A 17263-nucleotide genomic window follows, 5' to 3' on the forward strand; every position below is an offset into this window, starting at 1 on the left:
CAGGGGGTCGGGGGACGATCGGCGGGTCGCGCCCGACCGTACAGGGGCCACGAGCGCCCTGAAAATCGGACCGGGAAGGCTCTTCGGCGCATGGATCGCGCCGTTGTGGGCTCAAACGGGTCGCAACCGGGGGGAGTTCCGCGCCCGGCGGGCCGCCCCGGGCCGGGCCCAGGGAGTGCTGCGCCCGCCGCGTCGTTGAGAATGGGTGGGTGCGTTACCGGATTCTCGGCACCACCCAGGCCTTCCGCCCCGACGGCAGCCCCGTCGCGCTCGGCGGTGCGCGCCTGCGCGCGCTCCTGACCGTGCTCGCGCTGCGGCCCGGCCGAGCCGTCCCGGTGGGCGTTCTGGTGGACGAGGTGTGGGACGGCGAGCCGCCCGCCGACGCCTCCGGCGCGCTACAGGCGCTGGTCGGACGGCTGCGACGGGTGCTCGGCCACGAGGCGGTGTTCTCCGCCGAGAGCGGCGGATACGGGCTCGCCGCCGAGTCCGACGACATCGACCTGCACCGCTTCGAGCGGCTCGCGGCCGACGGTGCCCGCTCCCTGGACGAGGACGACCCGGCCAAGGCGGCGGCCCTGCTCGACGACGCGCTCGCGCTGTGGGCCGGCCCCGCCCTCGCCGACCTGCCCGACCGCGAAGCCCTCGCGGCCCGCTGGGAGACGCGCAGACTGGACGCCCGCCGGCTCCGCCTCACCGCCGCCCTGGCGCTCGGCCGCCCCGGCGAGACACTCGCCGAACTCACCGCGCTGTGCGAGACCCACCCGCTGGACGAGCCGCTGCACGCCCTGCGCATCCGGGCGCTGCGCGCCGCGGGCCGCCCCGCGCAGGCGCTCGCCGCGTACGAGAGCGTGCGCGCCACCCTCGCCGAGGAACTCGGCGCCGACCCCGGGCCCGAACTCCGTGCCATCCACGCCGAGTTGCTGAACCCGGCGGCCCGGCCCGCACCCGAGCCGGCGGCCGCCTCGGCGCACGGCAACCTGCGGGCCCGCCTCACCTCGTTCGTCGGCCGCGAGGCCGATCTCGCGCACATCCGCGGCGACCTCGAAACCGCCCGTCTGGTCACCCTGCTCGGCCCCGGCGGGGCGGGCAAGACCCGGCTCTCGCAGGAGGTCGCCGAGGCCGCGGCGCCCGCCTGGCCGGACGGGGTGTGGCTGGCCGAACTCGCGCCCGTGGACGACCCGGCCGGGGTGCCCGCCGCGGTGCTCACCGCCGTCGGCGCGCGCAAGACGGTGCTGCACTCGGCCGGCGCCGAGGAACTCAGGGCCGCCGACCGGCACGCCGACGACCCCGTGGTCCGGCTCGCCGAACACTGCGGGCCGCGCCGCATGCTGCTGCTCCTCGACAACTGCGAGCACGTCATCGGCGCCGCGGCCGAGCTCGCCGAGTACCTGCTGGCCCGCTGCCCCGGTCTGGTCGTCCTCGCCACCAGCCGCGAACCCCTGGGCGTACCCGGCGAGTTGGTGCGTCCCGTCGAGCCACTGCCCGCGCCCGTCGCGCTGCGGCTGTTCGCCGACCGGGGGGCCGCGGCGAGCCCCGGCTTCCGGGTTGACGCCGACGAGGGGACCGCGGCGGCCGTCGCCGAGATCTGCCGGCGCCTCGACGGCCTGCCGCTCGCCATCGAACTGGCCGCCGCCCGGCTCCGCATGCTGACGCCACGTCAGATCGCTGATCGCCTTGACGACCGCTTCCGGCTGCTCACCAGCGGCAGCCGCACCGTACTGCCCCGCCAGCAGACCCTGCGGGCCGTGGTCGACTGGTCCTGGGACCTCCTTGAGGCCCCCGAGCGCGCGGTGCTCGGCCGCCTCGCCGTCTTCGCGGGCGGCTGCGGCCTGGCGGCGGCCGAAGAGGTGTGCGCCGACCGGGCCCCGGCGCCCGGCGCGCCGCGCGTCACCGTCGCCGACGTGCCCGCCGTCCTCGGCTCCCTCGTGGACAAGTCGCTCGTCGTGGCCGCGCCCGACGACTCCGGCGAGATGCGCTACCGGCTCCTGGAGACCGTCGCCGAGTACGCGGGCGAGCGGCTGGACGCCGCCGGTGACCGGGCCGGCGCCGAGCGCCGGCACCTCACGCACTACCGCGAACTCGCCCGGCACAGCGACGCCGAACTGCGCGGCCCCGCCCAGCGGGCCGCGATCGACACGCTGGAGCGGGAGTACGAGAACCTGCGCACCGCCCTGCGCCGCTCCATCGCGCTGCGCGACGAGCACGAGGCGCTCTGCCTGGTGCACGCCCTCGTCTGGTACTGGCAGATGCGCGATCTGCGCCCCGAGTCGCGCCACTGGGCCTCGCAGGCGGCCGCGCTCGGGCCCGACCCGTTCGCGCCGCCCGTGATGCCCGCGCCCCCGGTGCACGTACGCTGCACCGACAACCCGCCGCCGATGGACCCCGACGTGCTCCAGGAGGCGCGGCGCGGAGTGCGGCTGGTCCAACTGGCCTCCATGGAGCACCAGATGGAGCAGTGGACCACACCGGCCGCCCTCGAACGGCTCCGCGCGATCACCTCCGCCTACCGGCCGGGACTTCCGCAGACCTGCCGGATCCCGGGCGCGCTCTGGTTCTTCCCGGTGGTGCTCACCGGCGACCAGGCCAGGCTGAAGGAGGTCCTCGACGTGACCGTCAAGGCCTGCGAGGAGTTCGGTTACGAGTGGGAGCTGGCCGCCGCCTTCCAGATGCGCGCCAACGTGCTGGCCAACCGGTCCCAATGGGCCGGTGACGCGACCGCCGACGCCGACGCCAGCCTCCTGATGTTCCGGCGCCTGGGGGACGCGTGGGGCGCCGCCGAGGCGCTGGGCGCGCGCGGCGAGGCACGCGAGCGCCGGGGCGAATTCGGTCCGGCCGCCGAGGACTTCGCGGCCGCACTCGGCTACGCCGAGCAGCTCGGCGCCCAGGCGCAGGTGACCCTGCTGCGGGCCCGGCTCGCCTCCGTCCTGATCGAGACGGGCGAGGCCGAGCGCGGTGAGGCCATGCTGCGCGAGATCCTCGCGGACGAGCGGCACGCGGGCTTCGAGGCGCGTCCGGCGGCCCGGCTCTTCCTCACCACGTGGCTCGCCCGCACCGGGCGGTACGAGGAGGCCCGTGAGCAGGTCGAGATCATGCTGGGGGAGTTCCTCGCCGCCAACCTCGCCCTGTTCGAGGGATTCGTCCTGGGCATCCGGGCCTGGCTGGACAACGCGCAGGGCCGGTTCACCGAGGCGCTCGCCGACGCGCTGACCGCGCTGGAGCGGGCCCAGCAGCCGCTCTCGCAGATGGTCGCGCCCGAGATGGCATACGTCCACCTGGTCAGCGCGGCCTGGGCGATCGCCGGGTTCGGCGGCAGGGACAACGGCCTGGACGCGGCGCGGCTGATCGGCGCGCACGACGCGCTGCTCCCGGTGGGCCACTTCCTGCCCCCGGCGCAGGTGGAGAACCGGGCGACCGTCGAACGGGTCACCCGCGCCCTGCTCGACGACGCCGCCTACGAGGCCGCGTACGCCGAAGGCGGTGGCCTCCGCGTGGAGGAGGCCACCGCCCTCGCGCGGCGCGATCGCGAGAACCGGCTGTCCAGCTGACGGGTCGTCAATATCAGGTGCGTTTGCGGAACTTGGAGACCGCCAGGGGCGCCATCACCAGGGTGATGCCCGCCGACCACGCCAGCGTCATCAGCGCGGAGTGGGCGACCGGGCCGCCGGTCATCAGACCGCGGGCCGCGTCCGCGAGGTTGGACAGCGGGTTGTAGTCGGTGAAGGACTGCAACCAGCCCGGCATCGTGGTCGGCCTGGCGAAGATCGACGAGCCGAACTGCAACGGCATCAGCACGAGCATGGCCACTCCCTGGACGGCCTGGGCCGTCTTCATGGTGAGTCCGAGCAGGATGAAGATCCACATCAGGGACGCGCCGAAGACCACCGACAGGCCGACCGCGGCGAGCAGGCCGAACACCGAGGTGTTGATGGTGAGTCCCAGGATGAAGCCCATGGTCAGGAGGATGGAGATGGCGACCAGCATCCGGCCGATCTCGACCACTATCTTGGCGATGAGCACGGACGACCGGGCGATCGGCATGGTCCGGAACCGGTCCATCACGCCCTTCTTGAAGTCGTCGTTGACGCCGGTCCCGACCGCCATGGCGATGTTCAGGCCCATCATCGCCATCAGGCCCGGCACCAGGTAGTTGACGTACGCACCCTGGTTGCCACTGCCGAACATCGCGCCGCCGAAGACGTACACGAAGAGCAGCACGAAGATGATCGGCATCAGCACGGCGTCGAACATCGACTCCGGGTCGGCCTTGATCTGGAGCATGTTGCGGCGCGCCAGGGCGCCGATGTGGCGCAGGTTCGCGCGCGGACCGATCCGTACGTCGTCGGATCCGGCGGCCCGCCGCGGGCTCGAAGGGGCCTGCTGGGCAGGCGCGTTGACAGTGGTGGTGCCGCTCATGCCGCGACCTCCTCGATCTCACGGTTGCCGTCCTGGGCGTCGGCGGTCTTGTGGCCGGTGATGGCCAGGAACACCTCGTCCAGGCTGGGCAGGTGGGTGCCTATGTGGGCGATGCCGTAACCGCGCGCGCCCAACAGGGCGACCACCGCGGTCAGTTGCTCGTCGCTGAGGATCGGGACGTTCAGGACGCCCTCGTCGGGGACGACCTGGGTGCCGGAGACCCCGTCGAGACCCGCCTCGGTGACGGCCCTGGCCATCGCGCCGAGCCGGTCCGGGTCGGTGGGCCGGACCTGCAGGGTGCGGCCGCCGACCTTCGCCTTCAGGTCGTTGACTTTGCCGTTGGCGATGACCTTGCCGCGGTCGATGACCGTCAGCTCGCTCGCGAGCTGCTCGGCCTCCTCCATGTACTGCGTGGTGAGCAGCACCGTGGCGCCCTCGGCGACCATCCGCTGCACCTCGTCCCACACCTCGTTGCGGGTCCGCGGGTCCAGGCCCGTGGTCGGCTCGTCCAGGTAGAGGACGGACGGGTTGCCGATCATGGAGGCGGCCAGGTCGAGCCGGCGGCGCATACCGCCGGAGTAGTTCATCGCGGGTCGCTTGGCGGCGTCCGTGAGCGAGAAGCGCTCCAGGAGTTCGTCGGCGCGGGCCCTCGCGTCCTTGCGGGACAGGTCGAGCAGCCGGCCGATCATGTACAGGTTCTCGCGGCCGGACAGCTTCTCGTCGACCGAGGCGTACTGCCCGGTCAGGCCGATGGTGCGGCGCAGCTGGCGGGGCTGCTTCACCACGTCGTACCCGGCGACGAAGGCGGTGCCGGAGTCCGGCACGAGCAGGGTGGACAGGCATCGGACGAGGGTGGTCTTGCCGGCGCCGTTGGGCCCGAGGACACCGAGGACGGTGCCTTCGCGGACATCCAGGTCGACGCCGTCCAGCGCCTTGGTGTCGCCGAAGTGCTTCACCAGCCCCCGTACGGAGACGGCGTTGCCCGCGCCGCCCTTGGTGGGGTTCTTGTCGATTCGCGTCATGGACATCAAGGTGCCAGCCGCCACCGACAAACGGCCGACAGTGCGCCGACAGCCTGTGGACAAGCCGCCGACAGACGACGGACAGCCCGCCGAGGGGGGAGTCGGCGGGCTGTCGTCGCAACCGCAGTGGCTAGTGGAAGGTGTGCTCCTCGGCGGGGAAGGCGCCCTGGACGACCTCGTCGGCGAAGGCCTTCGCCGCGTCCCCGAGGGACTGGCGCAGGTTCACGTACTGCTTGGTGAAGCGCGGCGTCTTGCCGGGGGTCAGGCCCACCATGTCGGTGTAGACGAGCACCTGCGCGTCGCACTCGATGCCCGCGCCGATGCCCACGGTCGGGATGTGCAGCACCCGGGTCACCTCGGCCGCGAGCTCGGCCGGGACCAGCTCCAGGACCACCACGAAGGCACCCGCGTCCTGCACCGCCTTGGCGTCCCGCAGCAGCTGCTGGGCCGCCTCCTCGCCGCGGCCCTGCACCCGGTAGCCGAGCGTGTTCACGGACTGCGGGGTGAGGCCGATGTGGCCCATGACCGGGATGCCGGAGTCGGTGAGCAGCCGGATCTGCTCGTGCGAGCGCTCGCCGCCCTCCAGCTTGACCGCCCCGACGCCCGCGTCCTTGACCAGGCGCATGGCGCTGCGCAGCGCCTGGGTGGGGCCTTCCTGGTACGAGCCGAAGGGGAGGTCGCCGACGATGAGGGCACGCGAGGTGCCCCGTACGACGGCGGCCGAGAGCATGGTCATCTCGTCCAGGGTGACCGGGACGGTCGTCTCGTAGCCGAGGTGGCAGTTGCCCATGGAGTCGCCCACCAGCATGACAGGGATGCCGGCCTCGTCGAAGACGGACGCCGTCATCGCGTCGTAGGCGGTGAGCATGGGCCACTTCTCGCCGCGCGCCTTGGCGGCGGCGATGTCGTGCACGGTGATCCGCCGGGTCCCCTTGCCTCCGTACAGCGCCTTGGGATTGCTGCTGTCGGGTGCCTTCGGGTCTTGGGCAGCCTGAAGTTGTTGCGTCATCGCAACGGCTCCTGTTCGTCATCTCGAAGCGCCCTTACGGCGTCTCCGGACCACTTCCATGGTGGCATCCCGTGCCCCCTGCCGGGAAGTGGGTGCCAGGAACGCGAACCGGCCACCGCGTGACCCCGGTGTCCGAAAGTAAAGAACTCATCTATACGAGACGGTTCCGTATCGAAATGTTCTAGGCTGAAGAACATGTCAACAACGCCTGCCGCGTCCGGTGCGCCGGCCGCACCCCGGATACCCGAAGCCGTCCACCGCAGACGCTGGGCGATCCTCGCCGTCCTCATGCTCAGCCTGCTCATCGTCGTCCTCGACAACTCGATCCTGAACGTCGCCGTCAAGACGATCGCCAGCCCCGCCCCCACCGGCCTCGGCGCCACCCAGAGCCAGCTGGAGTGGGCGATCAACGCCTACACCCTGGTCTTCGCCGGGCTGCTCTTCACCTCGGGCCTGCTCGGCGACCGGCTCGGCCGCAAGAAGATCCTGCTCTTCGGCATCACGGTCTTCGGCCTGGGCTCGGTGCTCGCCGCCTTCTCCGACTCCTCGGGCCAACTCATCGCGTTCCGCGCCCTGATGGGCCTCGGCGGCGCCTTCGTGATGCCCGCCACCCTCGCCGTCCTCATGAACGTCTTCGAGCGCGAGGAGCAGCCCAAGGCGATCGGCATCTGGGCCGGCGGGGTGGGCCTCGCCATCGCGATCGGCCCGATCACCGGCGGCGTCCTGCTCCAGCACTTCTGGTGGGGCTCGGTCTTCCTGGTCAACGTGCCGGTCGTGCTCATCGCGCTGATCGCCATGGTCGTCCTCGTACCGGACTCCCGGGACCCCAGGCCCGGCAGGCTCGACCCGGTGGGCGTGCTGCTCTCCGTGGTGGGCCTGGTCCTGCTCGTGTACGGCATCATCCACGGCGGCCAGCTGGCGGACTTCACCGACACCACGGTGCTCGCCACCATCCTCGCGGGCGTCGCGGTGCTCGTCGGCTTCGTCGTGTACGAGAAGCGCAGCGACCACCCCGCCCTCGACATGGCCTACTTCAAGAAGCCCGCGTTCTCGGCCGCCGTCGTCGCCATCGCGCTGACCTTCTTCGCGCTGATGGGCGTGACCTTCTTCTCGGTCTTCTACATGCAGAGCGTGCGCGGCTACAGCGCCCTTCAGTCCGGCCTGCTCATCCTGCCGCTCGCCGTCGCCCAGATGGTCTTCGCGCCGCGGGCCCGGCTCGTGGTGGATCGGTTCGGCGCCCGCGCGGTCTGCACCGCCGGTCTCGTCCTGGTGGCCGTCGGCCTCGCGGCCTTCGCGCTGTTCGACACCAACACCCCGATCTGGCTCATGGAGGTCGTCTTCTTCCTCCAGGGCACCGGAATGGCCCACATCATGCCGCCGGTCACCGTCTCGATCATGCAGTCGCTGCCGCGCGAGAAGGCCGGCTCGGGATCGGCCGTCAACAACACCTTCCGCCAGGTCGGCGGCGCGCTCGGAGTGGCCGTGCTCGGCTCGGTGCTCTCCACCGTCTACCGCGGCGACATCGAGGGCCACCTCGGCGTCGTCCCCGAAGGGGCCCGCAAGGCGGCCGGCGAGTCCATCGAGGCGACCCTCGGCATCGCCGAGAAGCTCGGTCCCGCCGGCCGGTCCCTGATCGACCCGGCCAAGGACGCCTTCATCCACGCCATGCACGTCACCGCCCTCTCCTCGTCCGGGGTGGCCCTGCTCGGCGCGGTCGTCGTCCTGTTGTTCCTGCCAGGCAAGCCGCCCGTCCAGGACGCCCCCACGGCCGAGGAGCGTCCCGCCGAGGCCGCCCGCCGGTAGGGCGCGGCCTTCGGCGACAATGCGGGTCGGCGAGAAGAAGCGGAGCGGGCGTGACCCTGATGGACAAGCACCACAACACCGGCGAACCGAGGCGCGGGCGGCCCCGCTCCGAGGCTGTGGAGCGGCAGATCCTCCAGGCCGTGATCACGTTGCTCGAAGAGGGCGTATCGCTCGCCGACCTCTCCATCGAACGCATCGCCCGCACCGCCGGCGTCGGCAAGGCCACCATCTACCGGCGCTGGGCCGGCAAGGAGGAGCTGTACGTCGAGGTCGTCCAGTCCATGGAGTCGCCGTCCCCGCCGCTGCCCGGCCACTCGCTGCGCGACGATCTGATCGCCATGGTCGAGAACGTGCGCCGGCGCAGCGCCGCCAAGCAGTCCTCGGCCCTGCTGCACAACGTCTTCGCCCAGATGCAGAGTTATCCCAAGCTCTGGTCGAAGTACCACAGCCTGGTCATCGACCCCCGCCGCGAACTCCTCGACGAGGTGCTGCGGCGGGGCGTCGAGAACGGCGAGATCCGCGCCGGTGTCGATCTCGAAATGGCCGGTGACCTCTTCGTCGCCCCGATGCTGGTCCGCACGATGATGCGGCCGGACACCGAACTGCCGGGGCCCGAACTCGCCGAGCGCATCGTCGACGCCGTCCTCGAAGGGCTGCGCCCGGCCCGCTGATTATGCGCGTTTTGTCACAGGGCCCCCCGCGCGGGTCCCGCCTGGAACCCGGTACCCCAGCCGGTCGTCCTGCTGGCCGTACGGCTTTCGTACGAGGAGTACGGCAGCAGGGAAAGCCACCCGACTTCGCCTAGGGTCGACAGCGGAGACGGTGTGCGGTGACAGCAGTGAGGACAGCGGTATGGCGCGGGCGTATGTGACGGAGACGGGCGACGGCGGCGCGGAGGGCGAGCGCACCAGGTCCCGGGTCCAGCGCCTGCTCGACGGTTGGCGGGGTGATCCCGGCATCTGGCGCCGGGGGCTGGTGCTCGCCGGACTCGCCGTGCTGATCGCGCTGGTGATGATCCTGCACTCCAGGATCCCCAACTCCGTCGGCAACCTCGGCTCGCTCTCCGAGACCTTCCTGCCGTGGCTGGCCGTGTTCCTGCCGGTCCTGCTCGGCCTCGCGCTGTGGCGCCGCTCGGCGACCGCGCTGATCGCGCTGCTGCTCCCGACGATCATCTGGCTCAACATGTTCGGCGGGCTCGTGACGGACAAGCAGAGCGCGGGCGGCAACCTGATCGTGGCGACCCACAACGTGAACGCCGAGAACCCCGACCCGGCCGGCACCGCCCGTCAGGTCGCGGCCTCCGGCGCCCAGGTGCTCGCCCTGGAGGAGATCCCCGGCGACAAGGTCGAGGCGTACAAGAAGGCGCTGGCAGACCTCTACCCGTACCACTCGGTGCAGGGCACGGTGGGCCTGTGGTCCAAGTACGAGATGAGCGACAGCCGGCCCGTCGACATCAAGATGGGCTGGACCCGCGCGATGCGCTCGACGCTCAGGACCCCCTCCGGTGACATCGCGGTGTACGTCGCCCACATGCCCTCGGTACGGGTCAAGGTGAACGCCGGGTTCACCGCCAACCAGCGCGACAACAGCGCCTACACGCTGGGCGAGGCGATCTCCGCCGAGCCGCTCAAGAAGGTGGTCCTGCTCGGCGACCTCAACGGCACGATGAACGACCGCTCGCTGAACAACATCACCGCGCAGATGCGCTCCACGCAGGGCGCCGCGGGCAACGGCTTCGGCTTCAGCTGGCCGGCCGCGTTCCCGATGGCCCGCATCGACCAGATCATGGTCAAGGGCATCGAGCCGAAGTCCTCGTGGACCCTGCCGAAGACCGGCAGCGACCACCTGCCGGTCGCGGCGCGGCTCCAAGTGTGAGAAAAGGGCGCCCCGTTGAGGGCGCCCTTCTCGGTGGCTCAGAGCGCCTCGCGCCAGCGGTTGGTGATCGGCAGCCGGCGGTCCTTGCCGAAGCCCTTCGCCGAGATCTTCGTGCCCGGCGGGTACTGGCGGCGCTTGTACTCCGCGGTGTCCACCATCCGCAGCGTCTTGGTCACCAACTCCCGGTCGTAGCCGGCCGCCACGATCGCGTCGGCGCCCTGGTCCTGGTCGACGTACATGGAAAGGATCGCGTCCAGGACCGGGTAGTCGGGCAGCGAGTCCGTGTCGATCTGACCCGGCCGGAGCTCGGCGCTCGGGGGCTTGGTGATCGAGTTCTCCGGGATCGGCGGGGCCTGGCCGCGCTCGGCCGCCGCCCGGTTGCGCCACTCGGCGAGCCGGAAGACCGAGGTCTTGTAGACGTCCTTGATCGGGCCGTAGGCGCCCACCGAGTCGCCGTACAGCGTCGAATACCCCACCGCCAGCTCGGACTTGTTGCCCGGGGCCAGCACGATGTGACCCTCCTGGTTGGAGAGCGCCATCAGCATGGTGCCGCGCAGCCGCGACTGGAGGTTCTCCTCGGCCAGGCCGGTGAGAGAGAGGGAGCCCAGGTAGGCGTCGAACATCGGCTCAATGGGGACGGTGCGGAGGTTCAGCCCCGTACGGCGCGCGAGTTCCTCCGCGTCGCCCCGGGAGTGCTCCGACGAGTACTTCGACGGCATGGACACGCCGTACACGTTCGCAGCGCCCAGCGCGTCACAGGCGATCGCGGCGACCAGGGCCGAGTCGATGCCGCCGGACAGGCCGATCAGGACGGACCGGAAGCCGTTCTTCGCGGCGTACGCCCGCAGGCCCACCACCAGCGCCGAGTAGACCTCCTCGTCGTCGTCCAGGCGATCCGCGTAGCCGCCGGTCAGCTCCGGCTCGTACGCCGCCACCGGCTCCTCGGAGATCACCACGTGGTCGATGCGCAGACCGTCGTCCACCACGCCGGAGGGCGCCGGGCCCGCGGCCGGCAGGTCCAGGTCCAGGATGACCGAGCCCTCGGAGAACTGCGGTGCCCGCGCCACGACTTCGCCGTCCGCGTCCACCACGATCGAGTCGCCGTCGAAGACCAGCTCGTCCTGGCCGCCGATGGTCGCCACGTACGCGAGCGTGCAGCCGGCCTCCTGGGCCCGCTTGCGGACCAGTTCGAGCCGGCTGTCGTCCTTGTTCTGCTCGTACGGCGAGGCGTTGATGGAGATCAGCAGTCCGGCACCGGCGGAGCGGGTGGCCGGCACCCGGCCGCCGTCCTGCCACAGGTCCTCGCAGATGGCGAGGGCGACATCGATGCCGCGCACCCGCACGACGGGCAGGGTGTCGCCCGGCACGAAGTAGCGGAATTCGTCGAAGACGCCGTAGTTGGGCAGGTGGTGCTTGGCGAAGGTGAGCACGACCATGCCGCGGTGCAGCACGGCGGCCGCGTTCTGCGGGGCGCCCGCGGGCCGGCCGAGCCGGGGAGTGGCGGACGCGGCTCGGTCCAGGTACCCGACGACCACCGGGACGTCCCCGAAGCCCTCGGCGTCCAGGCGCACCGCGAGCGTCGTCAGCGCCTCGCGGGAGGCTTCCACGAAGGAGGACCGAAGGGCCAGGTCCTCGACGGGATAGCCGGTCAGAATCATCTCGGGGAACGCGACGAGGTGCGCCCCCTGCTCGGCGGAGTGCCGGGTCCAGTGCACGATCGCCTCGGTGTTGCCGGCGATGTCGCCGACCGTCGAGTCGATCTGATTCAGGGCGAGACGTAGTTGAGGCACCCCGCCAGTGTAATCGTCAATGCGACGCGATGGGGGGACACGGAGTCGCGGGGCGCCTCGCCGGGCGCGGCACGGGTCAGCCGGAGAGCGGGCCGCTCCACGTCTTCTCGTCGTACTTCACCGTCTGCGGGCCGATCTGGAGGTCCACCGTCCTGGTGCCCGGCGGCAGCGAGAACGCGAACGCGCCGGTGGCCTCCCGGCCCGGCTCCAGGGCGCCCGCGAACATCGTCGTCGCGTGCGAGTTGTCGTAGATGGCGTCGGCCTCGATGCCGTCACTGCCCAGGACGGTCGGCAGTGCCGAGGTGATGTCGATCTTCCGCTGGCTGCCGTTCACGATGGTGACGGTGAACCGGATCTCCTTGTTCCCCTTCTTGTGGCCCGTGGCGAACTTGTCGGGCGTGTACGGGACCGGCTTGGAGACGGTGACCTCCACGCCGTCCGGGTAGCGGTACGTCGCGCCGAAAGGCTGCTTCTTGACGGGCGGGGTGCTCGCCGACTGCCGCGGCCCCGGCGCGGGCGCCGCGGCGCTCTTGGACGGACTGGCCGACGTGCCGCCCTTGAGGTCGTGCGCCACCTCCTTGGCGAACCCCGCGCTGACGGCCAGGCCGACGATCCCGAGCGCGGTCGCGAGCGTGCCCACCACGATCCCGGCCAGGGGCAGTTTCCTGGTGGCGGCCCGGCCCCGGCGCGCCCGGCGGAGCCCGAGCAGGCCCAGCACCAGAGCACTCACGCCGAGCGGGCCCGATATCCAGAACAGGAACGGCACCAGACCGAAGCCCGTGCCCAGGACGCCGACGACCAGCGACGCGACGCCCAGAGAGCCCCCCTCGCGCTGCGAGGGGGCCTGCGGCGGCCCCCACTGAGACTGGTCGGGGGAGTTGACGGGCAGGGTCATGGGGGAGTCCTTCGGTGATCCATTTTTGCGGATCACCCTACGGCCCGAGGTGCGGGACCCGGACGCCGAGCCGCCATGGGGTCGGGCTGGGTGCGTCCGGAACACCGGTGACCGTGGCCGCCCCCGTAGCATTGGCCCCACTATGTCCCAGCGTGGTGTGCGAAACCGGCCTGCGGCCGTCCTGCTCGCGCTCGGCGCCCTGGCGTACACGGCCTGGGTCCTTGAGCTCCTCCTCCGGACCGGGCTCGATCCGATCCGGGCGTACGTGAGCGAACTGGCCGCCGCCGACCAGCCGTTGGGCGGGCTCTTCCGCGCCACCGACCTGATCGCGGGCGTCCTCGTCCTCGCGGGCGCGGTGTTCGGCCTCGCGCGCTGCGACCGCCGCCCCTGGTCGCCGGCCGGCTGGTCGGCCCTCGTGCTGTTCGGCGCCGCCACGGCGGTCGACTCCCGCCTCCCGCTGAGCTGCGCGCCCACCGCGGACCCGGTGTGCGCGGCCCGCGAAACGGCCGGTCTGGTCCCGGCGACGCACACCGCGCACGCGGTGAGCAGCAGCCTCGCGATGGTGGGAGCCCTGGTGGGGATGGTGGCCCTCACGGTCGCCGCCCGCCGCTACGGCCGCCCGCCGGTCCTGGCCGGCCGCCTCGGGCCGGCCCTCGTCCTCCTCGAACTCATCGCCACCGCCTGGACGTTGGCGTCCGTCGCCGCTTTCCAGGCGGGCCGGGGCACCTGGGCACTCGGGGCCGGCCAGCGCCTCCAGGTCCTGCTCGTGGCCGGCTGGCTCGGGGTGCTCGCGGTCAGTGTGGCGCGGGAGGAGAGGGCATGACGTTCGTACGGGTCGGCGGGGTGGCGCACCACGTGGTGGTCGAGGGGGCCGGGCCGGTGGTGGTGCTCAGCGCGGGCCTGGGCATGAGCTGGTTCGACTGGGACCCGGTGGCGGCGCTGCTCGCCCCGCGCCACACGCTCGTACGCTTCGACCGCCCCGGGCACGGCCTTTCCGGCCTCGCGGCGGCGGCCCCGACGGCGGCCGGGGAGGCCCACCGCATCGCCGGAATCCTCGACGCGCTGGGCTTCGCCGAACCGGTGACGGTGGTGGGCCATTCCATCGCCGGGTTCCACGCGGAGGCCTTCGCGCGGCTGTACCCCGCCCGTACGGCGGGACTCGTCCTGGTCGACTCCAGCATCGAGGAGCGTGCCCGTCCGCCGGTGGCTCCCGGAGCGCGGCTGGTGCTGGCGAGGGGGGCGGCCGCGGTGCTCTCGCGGGCGGGCGTGCCGGCCGCGCTCGGCCCGGCGGCGCGCCGGGCCATGGTCCGCCTGTCCCGTACCGGGGGCGGCGATCCGGCTTCGCGCGAGGTGGTGCGGCGCTGTTACCGGACGTCGCGGGTGCTGCGGGGGCTGATCCTGGAGAACGCCCGCTACGGCGCCGTGGCGGCCGAGCTCCGGGCCCTGCGCGAGCGCTCCGCTCTTCCCCCGGTCCCGATAACGGTGGTGGCGGGCGGGGCGGGCGGCGCCAGGTGGACTTCGCGCCAGCGCGCCCTGGCGACGATGCTGGGAGCGAGGTTCCAACTGGCTCGTGGAGCAGGTCACTTGGTGATGCTGGACAGCCCCGGGGCGGTGGCGAGGGCAGTACGCCGCTGAAATCCCTCCGCAGGGGCTCATGAAGGGGCGGGGAAGGACAAAGCCCCGCCCCCGGCCGCGTCGCGCGGCCAAGGGCGGGGCTTTCGGCCCGGGTTACCGCATCAGCGGCGGAACGGGAAGGCGTACGACGCCACGTAGCCGGGGGCGGGCGTGCCCACACCCGTCACGTCGTCGTAGCCCTTGACCGCGCTCAGCGAGCTGTCCTTGCCGAGCGAGCGCACCGAGGTGAGCTGACCGCCCGACGCGTCGACAGCGTTCTTGAAGTCGACCCGAGCCACCGCGAGGTTACGGCCCGCACCCAGCGGGTGGTCCGTCACGTCGTGGAACAGCGGCGAGTTGTAGCGGGCGTAGATCGACGGGTTCGCGAAGCCGATCGGGAAGTGCTGGGCCTGCTGGGCCAGCGCCTGGATGCCCGCGGTGACCGGCGCGGCCAGCGAGGTGCCGCCGATGCGGTACTCGTCGTAGCTGACCGACTTGTCGGGCCAGGTCTGCGTCTGGCCCACCAGGAACCCGGTGTTGGGGTCGGCCACCGCCGCGATGTCCGGCACGGTACGCATCCGCGTCGCGCCGTTCGCCTTCGCCAGCGAGTCCGGCACGATGCCGCGCTGGTAGAACGGCTGCTTCACCGTCGAGCTGGTGCCGCCGCCCGCGCCGCCGGTGTAGGCGCCCGGGAAGTTCACCCAGCTCTTGCCGTCCGCGGACAGGGCGGCCTTCTCGGTGCCCCAGCCGGTCTCGAACTGGTACTTGTCGTTCTTGCCGACCGCCAGCGAGGTGCCGCCGACGGAGGTGACCCAGGCCGAGTTCGCCGGGGTGTCGACCTGCTTCTTACCGGTGTTGGCGACCTCGTCACCGTTGTCACCGGAGGAGAAGTAGAAGCCGATGCCCTCGATCGCGCCCAGCTTGAACGTCTGGTCGTAGGCGGCCTGGATGTCCGGCGTCTCGTTGGCCTCGATGTCGCCCCACGAGTTGGAGACGATGTCGGCCAGCCGCTTGTCGACGACCTTGTTGAGGCCGTCGAGCAGGTCCGGGTCGTTGCAGGAGGCGCCACCCACGTACACGATGTTCGCGTCCGGGGCGACCGCGTGCACGGCCTCGACGTCGAGGGACTCCTCGCCGTACCAGCCCGAGGCCTTGCACGCGTCAACGCTGTTGAACGCGGCGGGCAGGACCTCGGTGTACTGGCCCTTCTTGTAGGCCGCGTCACCGTTGCGCTTGGCGTACTTCGCCGCGTCCGACGCCATGGTCGGCGAGGCGTACGCGTCGGTGATCGCGACCGTCACGCCCTTGCCGGTGTACTTGCCGGCACCGTAGGCGGCCCGCAGCTGCTTGCCGGTGTAGCCGTGCACCGCGTACGGGATCTTCGTGCCGTACGCGTCCGGCAGCGTCTTGGCGACGTTCGAGCCGTAGTACGTGGAGAACGGGCCCGAGTTGCGGAACCCGTCGCCCGGACCGGGCAGCGTGTCCTCGTGGGTTGCCTGGTGCGGCGCGTTGTCCAGGCCGGCCACCGTCAGAACGGCACCCGCGAGCGCGTTCGGCGCGGAGGCGTTCTTGGACGGGGCATGGTAAGTGCGGCCGTCCTTGCGGTAGTTGCGCAGCTGCGTGGCGAACGCCTTCTGCGCCGCCGCGACGTCACCGGACACCGATATGTAGTGCTGGGTGGAGCCCGTGACGGTCAGTCCGGACGACTTCAGCCACTTGGTGACCGCGTCGATCTGCTCCTTGGTCGCGCCGAAGCGCTGCTGCGTCTGGTCGGCGCTGAGGTACTTGCCGTACGAGGTCGAGTGCGGGTCGGACACCGCCGCGGCGTACGCGTCGAGGCCCTTCGCGTCCCGCCCGGCGAGGTACACCCGGGCGTTGACCTTGGTGGACTGGGCCGTGGCGCCCTGGTCGGCGGAGCCGGTGGCCCATATGGGCTGGGTACCGGCGAGGGCCGCCCGTCCGCTCGGGACCGGATCGGCCGCCTGGGCGGACGGTATGCCGAGGGCGAGCGCTCCGGCGAGCAGTGGCAGTGTCGCTGCCATGCTCACACCGGCGCGCCGCCTGGCGCGGCTGGTTCTCATGTAACCCCCTGCGTGAAGGTCTTCGCATGCTGCGCGTGCGCTGGTCTGATGCGCGCACGTAATGCGTCACTCTTGTCAGGAACAGTTCACGCGGGGGACATGTGATCACCAAGAAAGGTCAAAGAGCGTTTAGCGCCGGTCAGTTGGAACGCGCTGCGGCGCCCCGTTTCTTCAGCATTTGTGCCATCAGGTCGATTTCTGACTTCTGGGCGTCGACCATGCCCTGGGCCAGCTGTTTCTCCGGAGCCACCGTGCAGCGCCGCACACAGCCCTGCGCCATGTGGATGCCGCCCCGGTGGTGCTCGGTCATCAGCTGGAGGTAGAGCACCTCGGCGTCCTTGCCGCTGAGCTTTCGCAGCTGGTTCAGATTGCTGTTGGTGGCCATGCCCGGCATCAGCGCCCCATCAGCGCCCGGCTCCATGCCCATGCCCATCCACGCCATCGGCAGCTGGGACGCCTCGTTCTTCGGCAGCCCCCACAGATCCAGCCAGCCCAGCATCATGCCCCGCTGGTTGGCCTGGGTGTTGGCGATGTCGTACGCGAGGCGGCGCACCTCGTCGTCCAAGGTGCGGTCGCGCACGATGAAGGACATCTCCACCGCCTGCTCGTGATGTACCGCCATGTCCCGCGCGAACCCCGCGTCCGCCGAAGTCGCCACGGGCGTAAGGGGCTTGGCCTCGGCGGTGTCGCCGCGGCCGGCGGATACGAGCACTGAGGCCGCCGCGAACACCATCGCGAGCACCAGCGCGGCCGCGAGCCCC

At 71.6% G+C, this 17263-nt stretch carries 13 protein-coding genes; 6 read left to right on the forward strand and 7 right to left on the reverse strand.

Annotated elements, in window-relative coordinates; translation table 11 throughout:
• The first annotated feature begins 209 nt into the window (after window positions 1–209).
• Window positions 210–3545, forward strand: coding sequence for a BTAD domain-containing putative transcriptional regulator (locus OG522_RS26390; RefSeq protein ID WP_329465480.1), 3336 nt, complete (start codon window positions 210–212; stop codon window positions 3543–3545).
• Window positions 3546–3558: 13 nt separating this feature from the next.
• On the opposite strand, the gene OG522_RS26395 is transcribed toward OG522_RS26390, so the two are convergent.
• The 3 genes from OG522_RS26395 to panB form a co-directional block, all read right to left on the reverse strand.
• A complete protein-coding gene (locus tag OG522_RS26395) occupies window positions 3559–4413 on the reverse strand; it encodes an ABC transporter permease (RefSeq protein ID WP_329465481.1) in 855 nt (284 codons plus the stop codon).
• Window positions 4410–5435, reverse strand: coding sequence for an ATP-binding cassette domain-containing protein (locus OG522_RS26400; RefSeq protein ID WP_329465482.1), 1026 nt, complete (start codon window positions 5433–5435; stop codon window positions 4410–4412). Before OG522_RS26400 ends, OG522_RS26395 begins: the two co-directional genes overlap by 4 nt.
• Window positions 5436–5565: 130 nt before the next feature.
• Window positions 5566–6444, reverse strand: a complete 879-nt coding sequence (panB, locus tag OG522_RS26405; RefSeq protein ID WP_329465483.1) for a 3-methyl-2-oxobutanoate hydroxymethyltransferase — start codon at window positions 6442–6444, stop codon at window positions 5566–5568.
• Window positions 6445–6639: 195 nt separating this feature from the next.
• Here panB and OG522_RS26410 point away from each other — a divergent pair, with 195 nt between their 5' ends.
• The 3 genes from OG522_RS26410 (at window position 6640) to OG522_RS26420 (ending at window position 10122) form a co-directional block, all read left to right on the forward strand.
• Complete coding sequence (locus tag OG522_RS26410) at window positions 6640–8247, forward strand: MFS transporter (protein WP_329465484.1); 1608 nt, start codon at window positions 6640–6642, stop codon at window positions 8245–8247.
• A 59-nt stretch (window positions 8248–8306) separates the two neighbouring features.
• Window positions 8307–8918, forward strand: a complete 612-nt coding sequence (locus tag OG522_RS26415; protein ID WP_329467746.1) for a TetR/AcrR family transcriptional regulator — start codon at window positions 8307–8309, stop codon at window positions 8916–8918.
• Between the two features lie 181 nt (window positions 8919–9099).
• Window positions 9100–10122, forward strand: coding sequence for an endonuclease/exonuclease/phosphatase family protein (locus tag OG522_RS26420; RefSeq protein WP_329465485.1), 1023 nt, complete (start codon window positions 9100–9102; stop codon window positions 10120–10122).
• 38 nt (window positions 10123–10160) lie between these two features.
• Here OG522_RS26420 and OG522_RS26425 read toward each other — a convergent pair whose 3' ends face one another.
• Together OG522_RS26425 and OG522_RS26430 are read right to left on the reverse strand one after the other, a co-directional pair.
• Complete coding sequence (locus tag OG522_RS26425; RefSeq protein ID WP_329465486.1) at window positions 10161–11912, reverse strand: NAD+ synthase; 1752 nt, start codon at window positions 11910–11912, stop codon at window positions 10161–10163.
• 76 nt (window positions 11913–11988) lie between these two features.
• The gene (locus tag OG522_RS26430; RefSeq protein WP_329465487.1) at window positions 11989–12807 is read right to left on the reverse strand and encodes a DUF4352 domain-containing protein; all 819 of its coding nucleotides are present in this window, start codon (window positions 12805–12807) and stop codon (window positions 11989–11991) included.
• A gap of 142 nt (window positions 12808–12949) precedes the next feature.
• On the opposite strand from OG522_RS26430, the gene OG522_RS26435 reads away from it, so the two are divergent.
• Complete coding sequence (locus OG522_RS26435; RefSeq protein WP_329465488.1) at window positions 12950–13630, forward strand: DUF998 domain-containing protein; 681 nt, start codon at window positions 12950–12952, stop codon at window positions 13628–13630.
• Window positions 13627–14442, forward strand: a complete 816-nt coding sequence (locus OG522_RS26440; protein ID WP_329465489.1) for an alpha/beta fold hydrolase — start codon at window positions 13627–13629, stop codon at window positions 14440–14442. The genes OG522_RS26435 and OG522_RS26440 overlap by 4 nt, the downstream gene beginning before the upstream one ends.
• A gap of 101 nt (window positions 14443–14543) precedes the next feature.
• On the opposite strand, the gene OG522_RS26445 is transcribed toward OG522_RS26440, so the two are convergent.
• The gene (locus OG522_RS26445) at window positions 14544–16502 is read right to left on the reverse strand and encodes a S53 family peptidase (RefSeq protein ID WP_329465490.1); all 1959 of its coding nucleotides are present in this window, start codon (window positions 16500–16502) and stop codon (window positions 14544–14546) included.
• A 139-nt stretch (window positions 16503–16641) separates the two neighbouring features.
• On the reverse strand, window positions 16642–17235 hold the full coding sequence (locus OG522_RS26450) for a DUF305 domain-containing protein (protein WP_329467747.1): 594 nt from the start codon (window positions 17233–17235) through the stop codon (window positions 16642–16644).
• Between the last annotated feature and the right edge of the window lie 28 nt (window positions 17236–17263).

The organism is Streptomyces sp. NBC_01431 (assembly GCF_036231355.1).
Taxonomy (GTDB): Bacteria; Actinomycetota; Actinomycetes; order Streptomycetales; family Streptomycetaceae; genus Streptomyces.